Below are 15,731 nucleotides of genomic sequence, written 5' to 3'. Positions count from 1 at the left end.
CCGCGACCCGGCTCACAGCATCCGTCGACAGCGGCACGACCGCATCAGCGGTGCCACCGTTAACCCAGAAAGCGAGCAGCCCCGGCACTAGTGGGGCCACTCGCTCACGGGAATCTAGTTGTAGCCGCGTGTGATGTGGGGCTCGTCAACGCACAGAGGGCATTCCTCTAGATGTGTTGACGGCTGACAATCGCACATTAGCTGTTGGGGACGAGCGTGTACTTAGTAGAGAGGTACTCGTGGATGCCCTCCGAGCCGCCTTCGCGACCGATACCGGACTGCTTCACGCCACCGAAGGGGGCGGCTGCGTTGGAGAGTACGCCAACGTTGAGGCCCATCATTCCGGTGTCGAGAGCATCGATCATCCGGTTTCCGCGAGCAAGGCTCTCGGTGAACACATATGAGACGAGACCATATTCGGTGTCGTTCGCGAGGCGCACGCCTTCCGCCTCATCGGTGAACTCAACGATCGAGACAACCGGCCCGAAGATTTCTTCGCGCAGGATGTCGCTGTCGGCAGGAACGCCCGAAACGATCGTGGGCTCATAGAAGCTCCCATCGCCTTCGACGCGCTTGCCGCCGGAGACGAGTGTCGCGCCGCGCTTCACGGCATCCTGAACCAGTTCGTCTGCCTTGTCGACGGCCTTGTCATTGATGAGCGGGCCGATGGTGACGCCATCTTCGGTTCCGCGACCGATCTTCATGTCGGCAACGCGGGCGGCGATCTTCTCGGCGAACTCGGCAGCTACCGAGCTGTGCACAATGAAGCGATTAGCTGCAGTGCAGGCCTGGCCGATGTTGCGGAACTTGGCCGCCATCGCGCCGTCTACCGCCTTGTCGAGGTCAGCATCGTCGAAGATAACGAACGGGGCGTTGCCGCCGAGTTCCATCGAGGTGCGAAGAACGTTCTCTGACGCCTGCTTGATGAGCGCCTTGCCGACCGGAGTGGAGCCGGTGAACGAGAGCTTGCGCAGGCGCGAGTCCGCGATGATCGGCTCCGACACTTCGGAGGAGCTCGACGTCGTGACAACGTTGAGCACGCCAGCGGGGAGGCCGGCCTCCACGAAGAGTTTCGCAAGGAACAGGGTGCTGAGGGGCGTGAGCGCTGCGGGCTTCACGACAACCGTGCAGCCAGCGGCCAACGCGGGTGCAATCTTGCGCGTCGCCATAGCCAGCGGGAAGTTCCACGGCGTAATAAGGAAGCTCGGCCCGACCGGACGCTGCGACACGATCATGCGACCGGTGCCTTCAGGGGTGTTGCCGAAACGGCCCGAGATGCGCACAGCCTCTTCGCTGAACCAGCGCAAGAACTCGCCACCGTAGGTGACTTCACCATTGGCCTCGGCAAGCGGCTTGCCCATCTCGAGCGTCATCAGCAGGGCGATGTCGTCGCGGTGCTTCTGCACGAGGTCGAAAGTGCGACGCAGAATCTCGCCACGCTCCCGAGCCGGCTTTGCGGCCCAGGAATCCTGAGCGGCAACAGCAGCGTCGAGAGCCCGCATGCCGTCGGCTGCCGAAGCATCCGCAATGGTGCGGATGACCTTTCCGGTAGCCGGGTCAGTCACGTCGAGCGTCTTGCTGCCCGATGCGGCAACCCACTCACCGCCGATGAACAACTGGTTCGGCACTGCTTCAAGAAGCTGGGTTTCGGTGGAGTTCGTCATGCGGTGTACACCTTTCGTGGTGGGAAGTTGAAGCTATGCCTTGGCGAGGGCGTCGCGGATGACGTCGAGTCCGTCGGCAATCAGTTCATCTGAGATCGACAGCGGGGGCAAGAAACGGATGACGTTGCCATAAGTTCCACAGGTAAGAACGACAACACCGGCAGCGTGCGCTGCAGCCGCAACCTTCGACGTGAGGGCCGCGTCGGGTTCTTTCGTGGTGGGGTCGACGAGTTCCATGGCGATCATGGCGCCACGGCCACGAACATCTCCGATGCGGGGGTCGCCGGCGCGGAGCCCGTTGAGGCGGCCGCGGAAGGTGGTTCCGATTTCGCGGGCACGGTCAACGGCGCCCGACTCTTCGAAGGTGCGGATCGTGGCGAGTGCTGCGGCACAGGCGATGGGGTTTCCCCCGTACGTTCCGCCGAGTCCGCCAACGTGGGCGGCATCCATGACATCGGCCCGGCCGGTGACAGCCGAAAGCGGGAGGCCGCCGGCGATGCCCTTGGCGGTCACCATGATGTCGGGAACGAGGTTCTCATGGTTTGAGGCGAACATGTCTCCGGTGCGAGCGAAGCCGGTCTGCACTTCGTCAGCAATGAAGATCACGTTGTTGGCTGTGGCCCACTCGGCGAGTGCCGGGAGGAATCCGGGGGCTGGCTCAATGAAGCCACCCTCGCCCTGGATGGGCTCGATGATGATCGCGGCGAGGTTGCTGGCGCCGATCTGCTTCTCGATCTGCAGGATGGCGCGGGCTGCGGCATCCTCACCACTGATTCCGCCATCGCGGAACGGGTACGACATTGGCGCGCGGTAGATCTCGGAGGCGAACGGACCGAAGCCGCTCTTGTAGGGCATCGACTTGGCGGTGAGGCCCATCGTGAGGTTGGTGCGGCCGTGGTACGCGTGGTCGAAGGCAACAACGGCCTGCTTGCCGGTGAAGTAGCGGGCGATCTTGATCGCGTTCTCGACGGCTTCGGCACCCGAGTTGAAGAGTGCGGTGCGCTTCTCGTGCGTTCCGGGGGTGATCTCGTTGAGCTTCTCGGCGACTTCGATGTAGCTTTCGTAGCCGTTGATCATGAAACAGGTGTGGGTGAACTGGGCAACCTGCGCGGTGACGGCTTCCACAACGGCGGGGGCCGAGTTGCCGACACCGGTCACGGCGATGCCGGAACCAAAGTCGATGAGGGTGTTGCCGTCGACGTCGCGAACAACGCCGCCGCCCGCTGCTTCGATGAAGACGGGGAGCGTGATTCCGATGGCGGCGGCGACGGACTGCTTCTTGCGCTCAAGCAGTTCGAGCGAGCGGGGACCAGGGATCGCGGTAACGAGGTCGCGCTTCTGCGGAAGCGAGGGGCCGCCAACCAGGGCCGTGGGAGCGAGAGTAGAAGTAGACATGGCCACCGGTATCCAATCTGTGTAGACGATGTTTGATCGCGCAGGCGAGCTGCGGAGTGCAAACGTTTGGTTCAACCTAGTGCGCGGATGCCCGGCACAACAGGCACAAACTGGCACTCTTCGCGGCAATAACTGACAGAATGGCAGAAGGAGGATTGCCATGCCCACACCCCTCGCCGACGTGATCGCGACTGAGCGACTTGCGCTGCGCCCACTCACCGCCGCTGACACCTTCGAGCGCACCGTCACGTGGGTGCATAACTCCGACCTCGACGATCCAACTCCCTTCGTCACCGAGGGCCAATTGCTGCTCACGACCGGACGCCAATTCGTCGATAACGCCGCCCCGAATGCCGTGCCCGACTTCGATTCCTACGTCGCCAGGCTCACGAGCGCTGGCGTCGCGGCGATCGGTTTCGGCACCGAAGTGATCACCCACGGAGTGCCAGCCGGCCTTGTCGCCGCGTGCTCCGCCGCCGGGCTTCCGCTCTTCGAAGTGCCGTACCGCATCCCGTTCATCGCCATCAGCCGCCTCGTCGCTGACAACGAAGCAGAGCAAGCGCGCGCCGGCTTCGACCGCGCCCTCGCCGCCCAGAACGACATCGCCAGCGCCGCCGTCGGCAAAGGGCGCCTGCCCGCCGCGGCTGCTCGCGCCGCCGAGCACCTCGACTGTGGCGTGTGGATCTTCGACGCCGACGGCGAGCTCGTCAGCGACAGTTCCGAACCCCAACGCGGCGGGAAAGCCAACCGTGCCTCCGCCAGCCGACCAGCGGATGCCGCCCCCGCCATCCGAAGTTCGGTCACGACCCTGCTGGGTCGGGCTCGTCGCGCGCGCGTCGTTGAGCAGTTGCTAGGTGAGCACCGCGTGGTGCAAACGCTTGGCCCGAGCGGACGCTTGTGCGGGGCCATCGCGTGGTCCCGCGACACCGAATTTGGGGCACTCGACAATTCGGTGATGACGGTGTTGGCGGCGCTCGCCGAGGTGTCGCTCGAGCAGACCGAAAATTTGCGGGTGGGGCATCGGGCGATTTTGGAGCAGTTGTTTCAGCTTCTGAAGGATGGCCGGGTGGACAGCGTGCGGCGTGCGGTGCGGGTGGCGGGCATCGACTTGCCGGCTGAACGGTTCGCGGTCGCGGCGCTGGAATTGAGTCAGACCACGGCGAGTATTCGCGACGTGCTTGAGCGTCGGGCCGCGCGCGCCGAGAGCACGTTTTTTGCGGTCGCCGACGGGAGGCACCTGCTCGTGCTGATCGATGCGAGCCAGCTGCGGGACGAGAAGCGATTCTTTGCGGCAAACGAACTCACGGTTGGGCTCTCGGCGGTGCTCGGTTGGAGTGAACTGACCGTCGCGATCACCCAGGCGGTGCGTTCGCTCGAGGCGGCGCCGGCCGGAGCGATTACCGAATTCGACAGCCTCGTCGGCGAAAGTTTTTTCGGCCTGTTGGCCTCCAGCTCGGTGGCCGATATTGCTCACGCCCGCCTCGCCAGCGTCATCGAATCGGCCGACGGGCTCGCGCTGCTGCGGGCCGCGCAAGTGTGGCTTCGGCACAACGGGCAGTGGGATCCCGCGGCACGGGAGTTGGGCATCCACCGGCACGGTCTAAAGTCGCGGATGCAGCGCCTCGCCGACCTCACTAATCTGGGCCTCGACACCTTCCAAGGTCGCGCCGAGTTGTGGGCGATGTTGGCTGCGATTGACCTTGGTGATGCTGGTTCGTAGCGCTGCCGAAAACCGCCGCCCAAAAAATCTCACTTCCAATTTTTAGGTTTTCGCATGTAGCCTACGAACAATTCACGGCGGCGTCGCCGGACCTTTTCGAGCAGCGAGGAACCTCTCATGAAGACTTTTCAAGTGATCAATCCCTACACCGGAGAAGAGGGTGCCGCCCACCCCGCTGCGAGCGACGAGGTCATCGAGCAGATCGTCGCCGCCGCGCACTCCGAGTACAACGGCGGAATGAACCGTGATCAGGTAAAAGAGCGCGCAGCAATCGTGACTCGCATCGCCGATTTGTTGGCTGAACGAGCCGACGAATTCGGCGAAATTATCGTTCGCGAAATGGGCAAGCCACTAGCCCAAGCGGTGGGTGAAGTTGAGTTCTCGGCCGACATTTTCCGCTACTTCGCCGACAACGCCGAAACCTTCCTCGCCGATGAGCAAATCCCGGCCGGTTCGGGCACCGCGTGGATTCGCAAGAGCCCGATCGGTCCAGTTTTGGGCATCATGCCGTGGAACTTTCCCATCTACCAGATCGCCCGTTTTGCCGGTCCAAGCATCATTCTCGGCAACCCCGTTTTGGTGAAGCCAGCCCAGCAGTGCCCCGAGTCATCTGCAGCGCTTGAAGCCCTCATTCATGAAGCCGGTTTGCCGATCGGTGGCTACCAAAATGTGCTCGCCGACAACGACCAAATTGCCGCGATGATCGACGACCCGCGTATCCAGGGCGTCTCACTCACGGGCTCCGAGCGTGCCGGCGCAATCGTCGGTGCCGCAGCCGGAACCAACCTCAAGAAGAGCGTGCTCGAACTGGGCGGCTCCGACCCGTTCATCCTCATGTCGACCGATGACATGGATGCCACGGTTGAGGCTGCAGTAGCGGCCCGCGTCGACAACAACGGCCAGGCCTGCAACGGCGCCAAGCGCTTCGTCATCATCGACTCGCTCTACGAAGAATTCGCCGAAAAGTTCAGTGCCGCGATGGGCGCCATCACGGTCGGTGACCCCATGGAAGAGGGCACCGAGCTTGGCCCGCTGTGCTCGGTAGCCGCAGCGAAGGGCCTCGAGGAGCAGGTTGCTGAAGCGGTCGCCGCTGGTGCGACCCTGCGCGTCGGAACCGGCAAGCGCGACGGCACCAAGTTTGCGCCAGCCGTGCTCGAAAACATCAGCCCTGAGAACCCTGCGTACATCACTGAGTTCTTCGGACCGGTTGCTCAACTGCACCGCGTGGCTAGCGAAGAAGAGGCCATCGTGCTCGCTAACGCGACGCCATTCGGTCTCGGTTCTTACGTCTTCACGACGGATGCCGACCAGGCTGACCGCATCGCTGACGGAATCGATGCTGGCATGGTTTACATCAACGAGGTCGGCGCGGATGCTCCCGAGCTGCCATTTGGTGGAGTCAAGAACTCCGGCACCGGTCGCGAGCTTGGCTCGCACGGCATCGACGAGTTCATGAACCGCAAGCTGGTCAAGCGCCCGTAGCTGCCGCGTAAAAGGCCCCGGCCGCACTGCGCTGAGCAGTCGCGACCGGGGCCTTTGCGTGCGATCTTCATCAGACCGTCCCGGCTGAATACGCTATGCGCCCTCCGCAATCGTTCGGGCGGCAGTAACTTCCCGACACTCAATCCGCCCTAACTGATCGGGAAAAGAGCGACGATAAGAACCGCCATGAGGATAAGCGCGAGGGCCCCGACTGCGGCCATCACTCCCACCCACAGAGGAGCTTTCACTTGATCCTTTTGTCGTCGTGCTCGAAGGAAAATGCCCAATATTGCTATTAGGGCTATGAAAAGTACGGCTGCGAAGCCGAGCAGTACCTGAGTTGACATGTCACCCGCCGTGAGAATTGTGCAGTTGAGAGCTTAGAAACAGACCCGTTTTGAGGTCCAAGTTACTTGGTCCACCCGCCACAGGAAATACTGGGACTCTACGCCAAGGCCTATGCCGAGTGCGGCGACAACCGCTCCGCCTGGAAGTCCCACAACCGTCCCAGAGACGAATAGGCCGGCAATTGCGTAGAACGCGCCGAACCCGATTCCCATCCACGCGATTGTTTGGAGCTGCCATTTGTACACAACCATGCACTTTCGCGCAACGGTGTGGATGCTGAGACTGCTAACGGATTGCTCTTGCAATGTTTGAATCTTGTCACGAAGCCCGGAGATGCCTTCGGCCTCAATTATCGTGTCAATCTGGCTCTTGATTGCTTCGTATGCAGTCACTGCCTTTGCGTAGTCCTCCGGTGATGAATTTGCTGCGTACTCTCGCTGCGCTTCAGCAACCCTGTGCTCACCCTCGGCGAGCATGGATTCGATCTCGGCGTCGGAGAGGCTCGCCAATTCGCTATCACTAAGAATCTCAGCAGCTTGGGCAGGCGGCGAGTTGATTTCATGGTTTATGGATGCAGCCGAAGTAACGCTCGTTGCAACATCAGCGGGTGCTGCTGCGGAGTTGCTTGACTGTGCAGCAATGCCAACTCCTGCGATGAGAGTAAGAGCCAGCAGCCCGGCGGCAAGCACCGCCCAAGAACGTTTAGCGATATCGATATACGTTGCTTTTTGAAGAGCATTCATTCCATCATCTCCAACTTCGTTGTATGCGAGATTGCAGTTTATGATCGAGACTCACGTTCGGAGATTTTTGTCCACAACGAGGCGGAGGCGAGCGAGGCGTTTGCTAATGCCGTCGCTCGCGATGCGTTCGTCAGCGAAGGCATCCACTTTGCCGAGCACGTTCTGCCACAGGCCGGGCTTGTTCAGTTCGCGGGCCGAGCGGCGGTCGATTGAGCGCAGTACTTCGGGGTCGGCCAAATAGAGCCCGGTCACGTCGGCGCTCGACACGCTGCGCACGATCACCGAGCAGTTGGCGTCGGCGAGCACGGCGCTGGCACGGTGTTCGAGTCGCGCAACAGCGGTACGGGCATCCAGCGGCGGCACTTCTAGGAAGTCGAGTTCGTCGAGCACGCTCACGCGGTCAACGGTGAGGCCATCAACAATCGTGGGCAGCAGGCGGGCGATCTCGGTGTCATACACATAGCCGCCGTTAATCACGGGGCGGCCGGCGCTCGCAATACTCGCGATCTGGCGGAACTCATCCACTGACTCGGCGTACCGCAGCGCCTTGTGGTCGCGCGTGAGAGTCTCGATGGTCATGCGCCCCAGCGTCGTCTCGACACTGAGCCAGGGCGTGATGAAGGTCGCCAACTCGTCGTCGTGAATCACAAGCGACTTGAGGGCGAGCGAGTGCAGGTTCACAAAGTCGCTGAGTTGGCCCGGATTGCGGGCGGCAAGTTCCAGCACCCACTGGCGAAGCGTCGTACCGATCGCGGATCGCGTGTGCTCGAGCAGGTCGTCATCCACGAGCGATTCCCGGCTCGCGGCAAAATCATCGGCCCCAGCAGCTCGCGACCGTACGCCAGCAGCTCGGTCGGCTCGGTGGTGTGCGGCTCGATGAACGGTGCCGCGTGAGTCTCGGTCTCGCTGCCGCCGTGGGGGAGGTCAACGCGCACACTCACGGGCAAGAATTCGGCGAAGGTCTTCGCGAGTGCCATCACGGTCGTTGTGCTCAACAGGTCGTGCTGATCGAAGCGTGGCTTGAGCGACACGGTGGTGCCGATGGGCAGCTCGCCCTCCAACTCGCGCACGCTGAACGTGCCGTCGCTATTGCCGATCCATTCGACCGGGGCTGAGCCGCGAGCGGAGCGGGACTGAATCACAATCTGGTCGGCCACCATGAAGCAGCTGAGCAATCCGATGCCGAACTGGCCCAGATAGTCGCTGCGGGGTAGGTCAAAGATGTCGCGCTTGGATGATCGGCCCACGGTCGACAACAGCTCAGTCATTTCGGCGGCGGTCAGTCCAATGCCGTCATCTTGAAAGCGGAACGTGTCGTTCGAGTTGCTCAACGGAGTGATGCGGATGCCGCGGCTCGCGTCGTCGCCGTCGAGCTAAACCCGTGCGGACAGAGCGTCGCGCCCGTTCTGCAGTAGTTCGCGCAAATACACGCACGGACTCGAGTAGATGTGCTTGCTCAGGAGGTCGACAACCCCCGTGAGATTCACTTGGAAGGATTGGAGATCGTCGTCGGGAGTCGCGGTCACCGTGAAATTGTCTCATTGGAGGGTAGTTCTCTGTGAGCACACTGCATCCACCTAGCCACGAGCGCCGTCGCCGGTATAAACTTGAGTCGTCTTAACTCAACTTTTGTGGAGGGTTTGCAATGGCAAACATGCAGGGTGCCCCTGATACTGACGAAGAGCAAGAAACTGCTCTTGAGAAGTACGGCGTCAATCTCACCGAGATCGCGCGAAGTGGCAAGCTCGACCCCGTAATCGGTCGCGATTCAGAAATTCGTCGCGTCAGCCAAGTGCTCACGCGACGTACCAAGAACAACCCTGTTCTCATTGGTGAGCCCGGCGTCGGAAAGACGGCAGTGGTCGAGGGGCTCGCACAGCGCATCGTTGCTGGCGACGTCGCCGACTCGCTCAAAGGCAAGCAACTCATCTCGCTTGACCTCGCCGCTCTCGTTGCCGGCGCGAAGTACCGCGGTGAATTCGAAGAACGCCTGAAAGCAGTCCTCAAAGAGATCAAAGAGTCCGACGGCGAAGTCATCACTTTCATTGATGAACTCCACACCCTCATGGGTGCAGGCGGCGGCGAAGGGTCCGTTGCGGCATCCAACATGCTCAAGCCGATGCTTGCACGCGGAGAGTTGCGCCTGATCGGCGCAACAACTCTCGACGAATACCGCCAGTACATCGAGAAGGATGCCGCACTCGAACGACGCTTTCAGCAAGTGTTCGTTGGCGAACCATCCGTAGAAGACACCGTCGCGATTTTGCGCGGACTGAAAGAGCGTTACGAAGCGCACCACAAAGTGGCCATCGCCGACTCCGCACTAGTTGCCGCTGCCACCCTCAGCAACCGCTACATTTCGGGTCGCAAGCTGCCAGACAAGGCCATAGACCTGATTGATGAGGCTGCAAGCCGACTCAAGATGGAAATCGACTCCTCGCCGGTCGAAATCGACCAGTTGAAGCGTGCCGTTGACCGGTTGCGCATTGAAGAACTCGCGCTCAAGAAAGAAAAAGACGAAGCCTCCAAGGCACGGCTGGCGAAATTGCGCGAAGATCTCGCGGTTCAGGGCAAGCACTTGAGCGAACTCGAAGCGCGTTGGAAGATCGAAAAAGCGAGCCTCACCGGTGTTGGTGAACTCAAGACCCGGCTCAACGATGCCCGTATTGAACTCGACCGCGCTATGCGCGATGGGGAATACCAGAAGGCTTCCAAGCTCAACTACGAGACGATCCCCTCGATCGAGCAAGCCATCACGACGGCAGAGAGCAACGAGCCAACAGGGCCACGGATGGTCAACGATCAGGTGGCCGAAGAAGACATCGCCGCGGTCGTGGCTGCGTGGACTGGCATCCCGGTCGATCGCCTCACCGAGGGTGAGACCGAAAAACTGCTGCACCTCGAAGCCGAACTTGGCAAGCGATTGATCGGCCAGAAGGAAGCGGTGCAAGCCGTGTCAGAGGCCGTGCGCCGAACACGTGCAGGAATCTCAGACCCCGACCGACCCACAGGATCGTTCCTGTTCCTCGGTCCTACCGGTGTCGGAAAAACGGAACTCGCGAAGGCCCTCGCGCAGTACCTCTTCAACGACGAAAAAGCCCTCGTGCGTATCGACATGAGCGAGTACGGAGAGAAGTTCTCTGTCTCGCGTCTCGTCGGTGCGCCTCCCGGCTACATCGGCTTTGAGCAGGGTGGGCAGCTGACCGAAGCTGTGCGACGTCGGCCGTATTCGGTGATTCTGCTCGATGAGGTTGAGAAAGCGCATCCTGAAGTCTTCGACGTGCTGTTGCAGGTGCTCGACGACGGTCGTTTGACTGACGGTCAGGGCCGTACAGTCGACTTCCGCAACGTGATTCTGATCTTGACGAGCAACTTAGGCAGCCAGTTCATCACTGAACAGGCGCTGCCGTGGGAAGCTCGCAAAGAAGCCGTGAACGACCTTGTACGCAAGTCGTTCAAGCCTGAGTTCATCAACCGTCTCGACGACATCGTCGTCTTCCAGCCGCTCTCAACCGACGACCTGAGCCAGATTGTCGAGCTCGATATTGATCGACTCGGCAAGCGTCTTGTCGATCGCCGGCTTCAGTTGGCTGTGACTCCGGATGCTCGGACGTGGCTTGCGGAACGCGGCTACGACCCCATCTATGGTGCACGTCCGCTCCGCAGGCTGATGCAACGCGAAATCGATGACAGGCTCGCTAAGTCGCTCCTCGCCGGCGACATTCGCGATGGAGACACCGTTCTTGTTTCGCTTGCTTCTGATGGCGACGCGCTAGTTGTAACGCGGATGCAGCCAGGCAGCACGCAGAGCTAGGCGGCGGCGAGAGTCGGCAACACCTAAAGGAACATGGGCCGATCGTCATCGTTTTCGGTGTCGATCGCCAGGTCAACGACCACGGGAACGTGGTCGCTTGGGCTGTCGCCCTTGCGCTCTTCGCGATGAATCGACGCGTCCGTTACTAGAGCGTCAAACGCAGGCGACCCCATGATGAAGTCAATTCGTAGACCCTCATTGCGGGGAAAACGCAGTTGCTGGTAGTCCCAATAGGTGTAGCCCTCGATGCCGCGACTGCGCAGCGCGTCAATGAGGCCGGCCGTTTCGAATGCCCGAAAAGCGTTGCGCTCGGGCTCGCTCACGTGAGTTTTCCCCTCGAAAGCGGCCATGTCCCACACATCGATATCGAACGGGGCAATGTTGAAATCGCCCATCAAGGCGAGGGGTTGCTCAGGATGATCGCGCATCCAGTTCGTCGTCTGCGTGGCCAGATTGGCAAGCCATTCAAGCTTGTACGGGTAGTGCGGATTGTCGAGTTCGCGCCCATTAGGAACATAGAGACTCCACAGTCGCGCACCTTCGACCGTCACTCCAATGGCTCGTGCCTCAATCGGAATGGTCCCATCGTCAAGCGGCTTGCCGAAACCAGGTTGCGTGTCGAAGCCGACAGTCACGTCTTCCATGGGAAGTCGGCTGGCAAAAGCAACGCCATTCCATTGGTTCAGGCCGTGAAGCTCGACCTCATAGCCCGCTTCGGTGAAGGCATCGTAGGGAAACTGTTCTGGCTTGCACTTGATTTCCTGCATCGCCAAAACATCAACGTCTTCGCGGAGCATCCAGTCGACGACACGGCTAACGCGGGTTCGGATGGAGTTCACGTTCCAGGTGGCAATACGCATAGCTCAACGGTAATAGGTCTACCTCTACTCGCGCGCCGTTCACGCGACAATTGCGCACATCACGGCGGCTCTCACCAGACTCTTCTCTGGCACTGCGCCTCACATGGGTATTCTGTACGAGTGACCGACGCCAAGCAGCAGCTCATTGACTACATTTCCGCCGATGCCGTCTTCCACGGCGACTTCACGCTGACCAGCGGCAAGCAGGCGAGCTACTACGTCGACCTGCGCCGCGTGAGTCTCGACCATCGGGTTGCGCCGCTCATCGGTCAGGTGATGCTTGATCTCATCGCTGATATCCCTGACATCGCTGCCGTCGGTGGGATGACGATGGGTGCCGATCCTGTTGCTGCTGCGATCTTGCATCAGGGTGCCGCGCGCGGTGCGACGTACGACGCGTTCGTTGTACGCAAGGAGCCCAAGGATCACGGCCGCGGTCGTCAAGTTGAGGGCCCTGAGCTTGAGGGCAAGCGAGTAATCGTTCTCGAAGACACCTCTACGACGGGCGGATCCCCGCTAGCCGCCATCGAGGCTCTCGAGAAGGTCGGCGCAATCATCGCTGGTGTTGCCGTGGTCGTTGATCGTGACACGGGAGCGAAAGAGCGCATCGAGGCAGCGGGCTACCCATACTTTTCTGCGATCGGGCTTGGTGATCTGGGGCTGACTTCGTGACACCTGACGATAGGTCGACCGGCTCGGATGACGAGCAGCAGCCCCCTGAGCCCGTATTCAGCTGGGGGCTGACGCCAACCGAGCCCGAAAAGCCGGTCGAGCCCGAAAAGCCGGTCGAGCCCGAAAAGCCGGTCGAGCCCGAAAAGCCGGCCGAGCCAGCCGCTCCTGTCACCCCAGCGGTTCCCGGACTTCTCGTGTTGCCACCCGAACCCACCGCGATACCGGGCAGCGATGGCGAGCTTCCCGAGCTTGTATTGCCTGAGCCCGTGCAGCCAGGCCCGGTGCAGCCAAACCTCGAGCCGCCTGCACGCACTGAGCCGCCTGCCACTGAGGCGCTCTCCGTAGCCGATCTTCCGACGGGGCTCATGGACGTCTCCGATTTGCCAACGGGGCTCATGGACGTGGCCGATCTCCCCGCAAGCAATGCCAACGCACGTGACCTGCCAACTCAAGCGATCAGTTCGGCTGATCTGCCGACAGCGGCAATCAGTTCTGCCGATCTCCCTACGGCAGCGATGAATGCGGTGACGCGACGAGAACTGCGGATGCCTGCAGCGGTCGACCCAGCGCTGGAAGGGGCAACCGAGGTTCTTGGTGCGCATCCTGTTTCGCCCGCAGGCCCAGAGGACGAGTCAGTTGAGCACGATGCTGTTGGCGCGCTGTTTGGCGAGGAGCAGTTTGTCGAATACCAAGAGGTCTCACGCGGAGCATTGGTTCCTGTCGCGCTCAGCGCACCTCGGGTTCCTCAAGAACCGCGGCCACCGATCCCGCGAGGGCAGCTGATTGCGATCTCTATCGCCGCTGGGCTGGTGGCGGCACTTGCGCTCACTGCGCTTTTCTTAGCTGGCACCAAAATTGGTGATTCGTTGCCACCGGCCGCGGTCGCGACGCCGGTGCCCACCGACACGGCAAGCGCAGCGCCGACGGTAGGGCCATTGCCGTCAGGAACGTATGCGTGGAGTGCGCTGCTCGGCGGAGAATGCCTTGAACCGTTCGAATCAGCGTGGCAAGACGAGTACACCGTTATTGATTGCGCGCAGCCGCACGCCGCTCAACTCTTGATGGTTGGCCAGTTTGACGACGCGGTTTCGGCGCCCTTTCCCGAAGTTGACGATTTAGTGGCCCGAACCACAACGTCATGCTCAACGGACGCGGTCATCAATTTTGCTGCCGCCCAGTCCTTTGCCGACCTCGAATTGGTGACGAGTTTCGCCCCCAACGCCAGCGATTGGGATGCCGGTCTCCGTGACTATTACTGTTTCGCCACCCGAAGCGGTTCCGAGGCTCTCACCGAATCTGTTGCGCAACCCCAGACTGCTGCAGCAGCAGTGGGCGAGTAGGCGGAGCTTCGCTCGCCGCTCTCACGGGTTCAGCGTTGCCGGTGCCGTGGCTTATCTGTTGAGCAGGTCAGCCACACTATTGAGCACTTCGTGCGGGCGGAACGGGTAGCGGTTGATCTCTTTCTGATCGCTGATTCCGGTCAACACGAGCACCGTGTGGAGTCCCGCTTCGATGCCGGCGACGATGTCGGTGTCCATGCGGTCACCGATCATTCCCGTTGTCTCGCTGTGGGCGCCAATCTTGTTGAGCGCTGAGCGGAACATCATCGGGTTCGGCTTGCCTACGATGTAGGGCTGGCGACCGGTGGCTTTGGTGATGAGAGCGGCAACGGCCCCCGTTGCTGGCATCGGGCCCTCTGCGCTTGGCCCCGTGGCATCCGGGTTCGTTGCAATAAAGCGGCTGCCGTTGCCAATAAGGCGGATCGCTTTGGTGATCGATTCGAATGAGTAGTTGCGGGTCTCGCCGATGACGACATAGTCGGGATCGGTTTCAGTCATGATGAACCCGGCCTCGTGCAACGCTGTGGTGATTCCGGCCTCGCCAATGACGAATGCGCTACCGCCAGGGATTTGTTCTTTCAAGAAATCCGCCGTGGCAAGAGCTGAGGTCCAGATTGCGGATTCTGGCACATCGAGACCGGATGCCTTGAGCCGGGCGCTCAGATCTCGGGGTGTGAAAATCGAGTTGTTGGTGAGCACCAAGTAGGGCTTGTCTTCGTCTCGCCACTGCTGCAAAAGTTCTGCCGCCCCGGGAACGGGGTGGTTTTCATGAACGAGGACACCGTCCATGTCGGTGAGCCAGCATTCGATTTCGGCGCGATCTCTCATGCGCTCATGTTAGCGAATGCGGTATCGGTTGAAAGACGACCTGTGATGATTTCTATGGCAGCGGGATTTTGTTCAACGAGTACCACCCGCCGTTTCAGTGCTTGGGCCACTGCTCCGGTTGTACCGCTGCCCGCGAAGAAGTCGAGCACCCAATCTCCAGGCTGGCTGGATGCCTGAATGATTCGACGCAGAATGCCTTCCGGTTTTTGGGTGGCATAGCCGGTTTTCTCTTTACCGGTAGGGGACACAATCGTGTGCCACCAGACATCTGTCGGCAACTTGCCCCGAGCAGCCTTCTCAGCGGTGACGAGGCCGGGTGCCATGTACGGTTCGCGATCTACTTCTTCGTTGTTGAAGTAATAGTTTTTGGGATTCTTCACGTAGACGAGAATCGTGTCGTGTTTCGACGGCCACTTTTTGGTAGCACGGGCGCCGTAGTCGTAGGCCCAGATGATCTCGTTGAGAAAGCTCTCCCGACCGAAGAGGGCGTCGAGAGCAACTTTGGCGTAGTGAACTTCCCGATAATCGAGGTGCAGGTAGAGAGTGCCGCGGTCATCGAGCAGTCTCCATGCTTCCTGCAGGCGAGGTTCGAGAAACTCCCAATAGTCGGCAAACGTGTCGTCATAGGAGTAGAGAACACCCTTGATGGTGTCGTAGGTGTTTCCGCCAAAACCGGTACGGCTGCCCTCGGCAGATCGTTGGGTGGTGAGTGCTTGCCGGCGTTGGGTTCGCCCTGTGTTGAATGGCGGATCGATGTAGATCAGCCGAAAACTTTCGTCGGGCAGCGCGGCGATCGCGGGGAGATTATCGCCCTGCACCACAAGGTCAGGTCCATCGGGATTCCAGTGCGGCTGCATGCTCTGAG

General features: G+C 60.9%; 15 protein-coding genes. 5 read left to right on the top strand and 10 right to left on the bottom strand.

Translation table 11 applies throughout. The features are described from left to right. Positions 1-197: 197 nt before the first annotated feature. Together AC1ENN_RS13425 and gabT are read right to left on the bottom strand one after the other, a co-directional pair. Entirely contained in the window at positions 198-1,664 is a 1,467-nt protein-coding gene (locus AC1ENN_RS13425) for an NAD-dependent succinate-semialdehyde dehydrogenase (protein ID WP_480406254.1), read from the bottom strand. 33 nt (positions 1,665-1,697) lie between these two features. Then, a complete protein-coding gene (gene gabT / locus AC1ENN_RS13420) occupies positions 1,698-3,059 on the bottom strand; it encodes a 4-aminobutyrate--2-oxoglutarate transaminase (protein ID WP_480406253.1) in 1,362 nt (453 codons plus the stop codon). 160 nt (positions 3,060-3,219) lie between these two features. Between gabT and AC1ENN_RS13415 the strand changes: the two genes are divergently transcribed. Together AC1ENN_RS13415 and AC1ENN_RS13410 are read left to right on the top strand one after the other, a co-directional pair. After that, positions 3,220-4,779 (top strand): PucR family transcriptional regulator, encoded by a 1,560-nt coding sequence (locus AC1ENN_RS13415; protein ID WP_480406252.1) that lies wholly within the window; start codon positions 3,220-3,222, stop codon positions 4,777-4,779. Between the two features lie 117 nt (positions 4,780-4,896). After that, the gene (locus tag AC1ENN_RS13410; RefSeq protein WP_480406251.1) at positions 4,897-6,261 is read left to right on the top strand and encodes an NAD-dependent succinate-semialdehyde dehydrogenase; all 1,365 of its coding nucleotides are present in this window, start codon (positions 4,897-4,899) and stop codon (positions 6,259-6,261) included. A gap of 149 nt (positions 6,262-6,410) precedes the next feature. Here the strand turns inward: AC1ENN_RS13410 and AC1ENN_RS13405 are convergent, their stop codons facing one another. The 5 genes from AC1ENN_RS13405 to AC1ENN_RS13385 are packed head-to-tail and all read right to left on the bottom strand — an operon-like array spanning position 6,411 to position 8,878. Then, positions 6,411-6,608, bottom strand: coding sequence for a hypothetical protein (locus tag AC1ENN_RS13405; protein WP_480406250.1), 198 nt, complete (start codon positions 6,606-6,608; stop codon positions 6,411-6,413). Between the two features lie 33 nt (positions 6,609-6,641). Next, positions 6,642-7,352, bottom strand: a complete 711-nt coding sequence (locus tag AC1ENN_RS13400; protein ID WP_480406249.1) for a hypothetical protein — start codon at positions 7,350-7,352, stop codon at positions 6,642-6,644. A 51-nt stretch (positions 7,353-7,403) separates the two neighbouring features. After that, positions 7,404-8,138 (bottom strand): hypothetical protein, encoded by a 735-nt coding sequence (locus tag AC1ENN_RS13395; protein ID WP_480406248.1) that lies wholly within the window; start codon positions 8,136-8,138, stop codon positions 7,404-7,406. Further along, on the bottom strand, positions 8,030-8,683 hold the full coding sequence (locus AC1ENN_RS13390; protein ID WP_480406247.1) for a hypothetical protein: 654 nt from the start codon (positions 8,681-8,683) through the stop codon (positions 8,030-8,032). Before AC1ENN_RS13390 ends, AC1ENN_RS13395 begins: the two co-directional genes overlap by 109 nt. Before the next feature lie 42 nt (positions 8,684-8,725). After that, positions 8,726-8,878, bottom strand: a complete 153-nt coding sequence (locus AC1ENN_RS13385; RefSeq protein ID WP_480406246.1) for a hypothetical protein — start codon at positions 8,876-8,878, stop codon at positions 8,726-8,728. A gap of 119 nt (positions 8,879-8,997) precedes the next feature. On the opposite strand from AC1ENN_RS13385, the gene AC1ENN_RS13380 reads away from it, so the two are divergent. After that, positions 8,998-11,166 carry an ATP-dependent Clp protease ATP-binding subunit gene (locus tag AC1ENN_RS13380; protein ID WP_449647704.1) on the top strand — a complete coding sequence of 723 codons (2,169 nt, stop codon included), beginning with the start codon at positions 8,998-9,000 and terminating at the stop codon, positions 11,164-11,166. Between the two features lie 23 nt (positions 11,167-11,189). Here the strand turns inward: AC1ENN_RS13380 and AC1ENN_RS13375 are convergent, their stop codons facing one another. After that, the gene (locus AC1ENN_RS13375; protein WP_449647703.1) at positions 11,190-12,026 is read right to left on the bottom strand and encodes an exodeoxyribonuclease III; all 837 of its coding nucleotides are present in this window, start codon (positions 12,024-12,026) and stop codon (positions 11,190-11,192) included. Positions 12,027-12,146: 120 nt separating this feature from the next. On the opposite strand from AC1ENN_RS13375, the gene pyrE reads away from it, so the two are divergent. Next, a complete protein-coding gene (pyrE, locus tag AC1ENN_RS13370) occupies positions 12,147-12,698 on the top strand; it encodes an orotate phosphoribosyltransferase (protein ID WP_449647702.1) in 552 nt (183 codons plus the stop codon). Next, complete coding sequence (locus AC1ENN_RS13365) at positions 12,695-14,038, top strand: septum formation family protein (protein WP_480406245.1); 1,344 nt, start codon at positions 12,695-12,697, stop codon at positions 14,036-14,038. The genes pyrE and AC1ENN_RS13365 overlap by 4 nt, the downstream gene beginning before the upstream one ends. A 51-nt stretch (positions 14,039-14,089) precedes the next feature. Here the strand turns inward: AC1ENN_RS13365 and AC1ENN_RS13360 are convergent, their stop codons facing one another. Next, positions 14,090-14,866, bottom strand: coding sequence for an HAD-IIA family hydrolase (locus AC1ENN_RS13360; protein ID WP_449647700.1), 777 nt, complete (start codon positions 14,864-14,866; stop codon positions 14,090-14,092). Next, the gene (locus AC1ENN_RS13355; RefSeq protein ID WP_480406244.1) at positions 14,863-15,723 is read right to left on the bottom strand and encodes a DNA-methyltransferase; all 861 of its coding nucleotides are present in this window, start codon (positions 15,721-15,723) and stop codon (positions 14,863-14,865) included. Before AC1ENN_RS13355 ends, AC1ENN_RS13360 begins: the two co-directional genes overlap by 4 nt. Between the last annotated feature and the right edge of the window lie 8 nt (positions 15,724-15,731).

This window comes from Rhodoglobus sp. G.S.23, from assembly GCF_056675935.1.
This window is presented reverse-complemented; position numbering and strand designations above follow the sequence as displayed.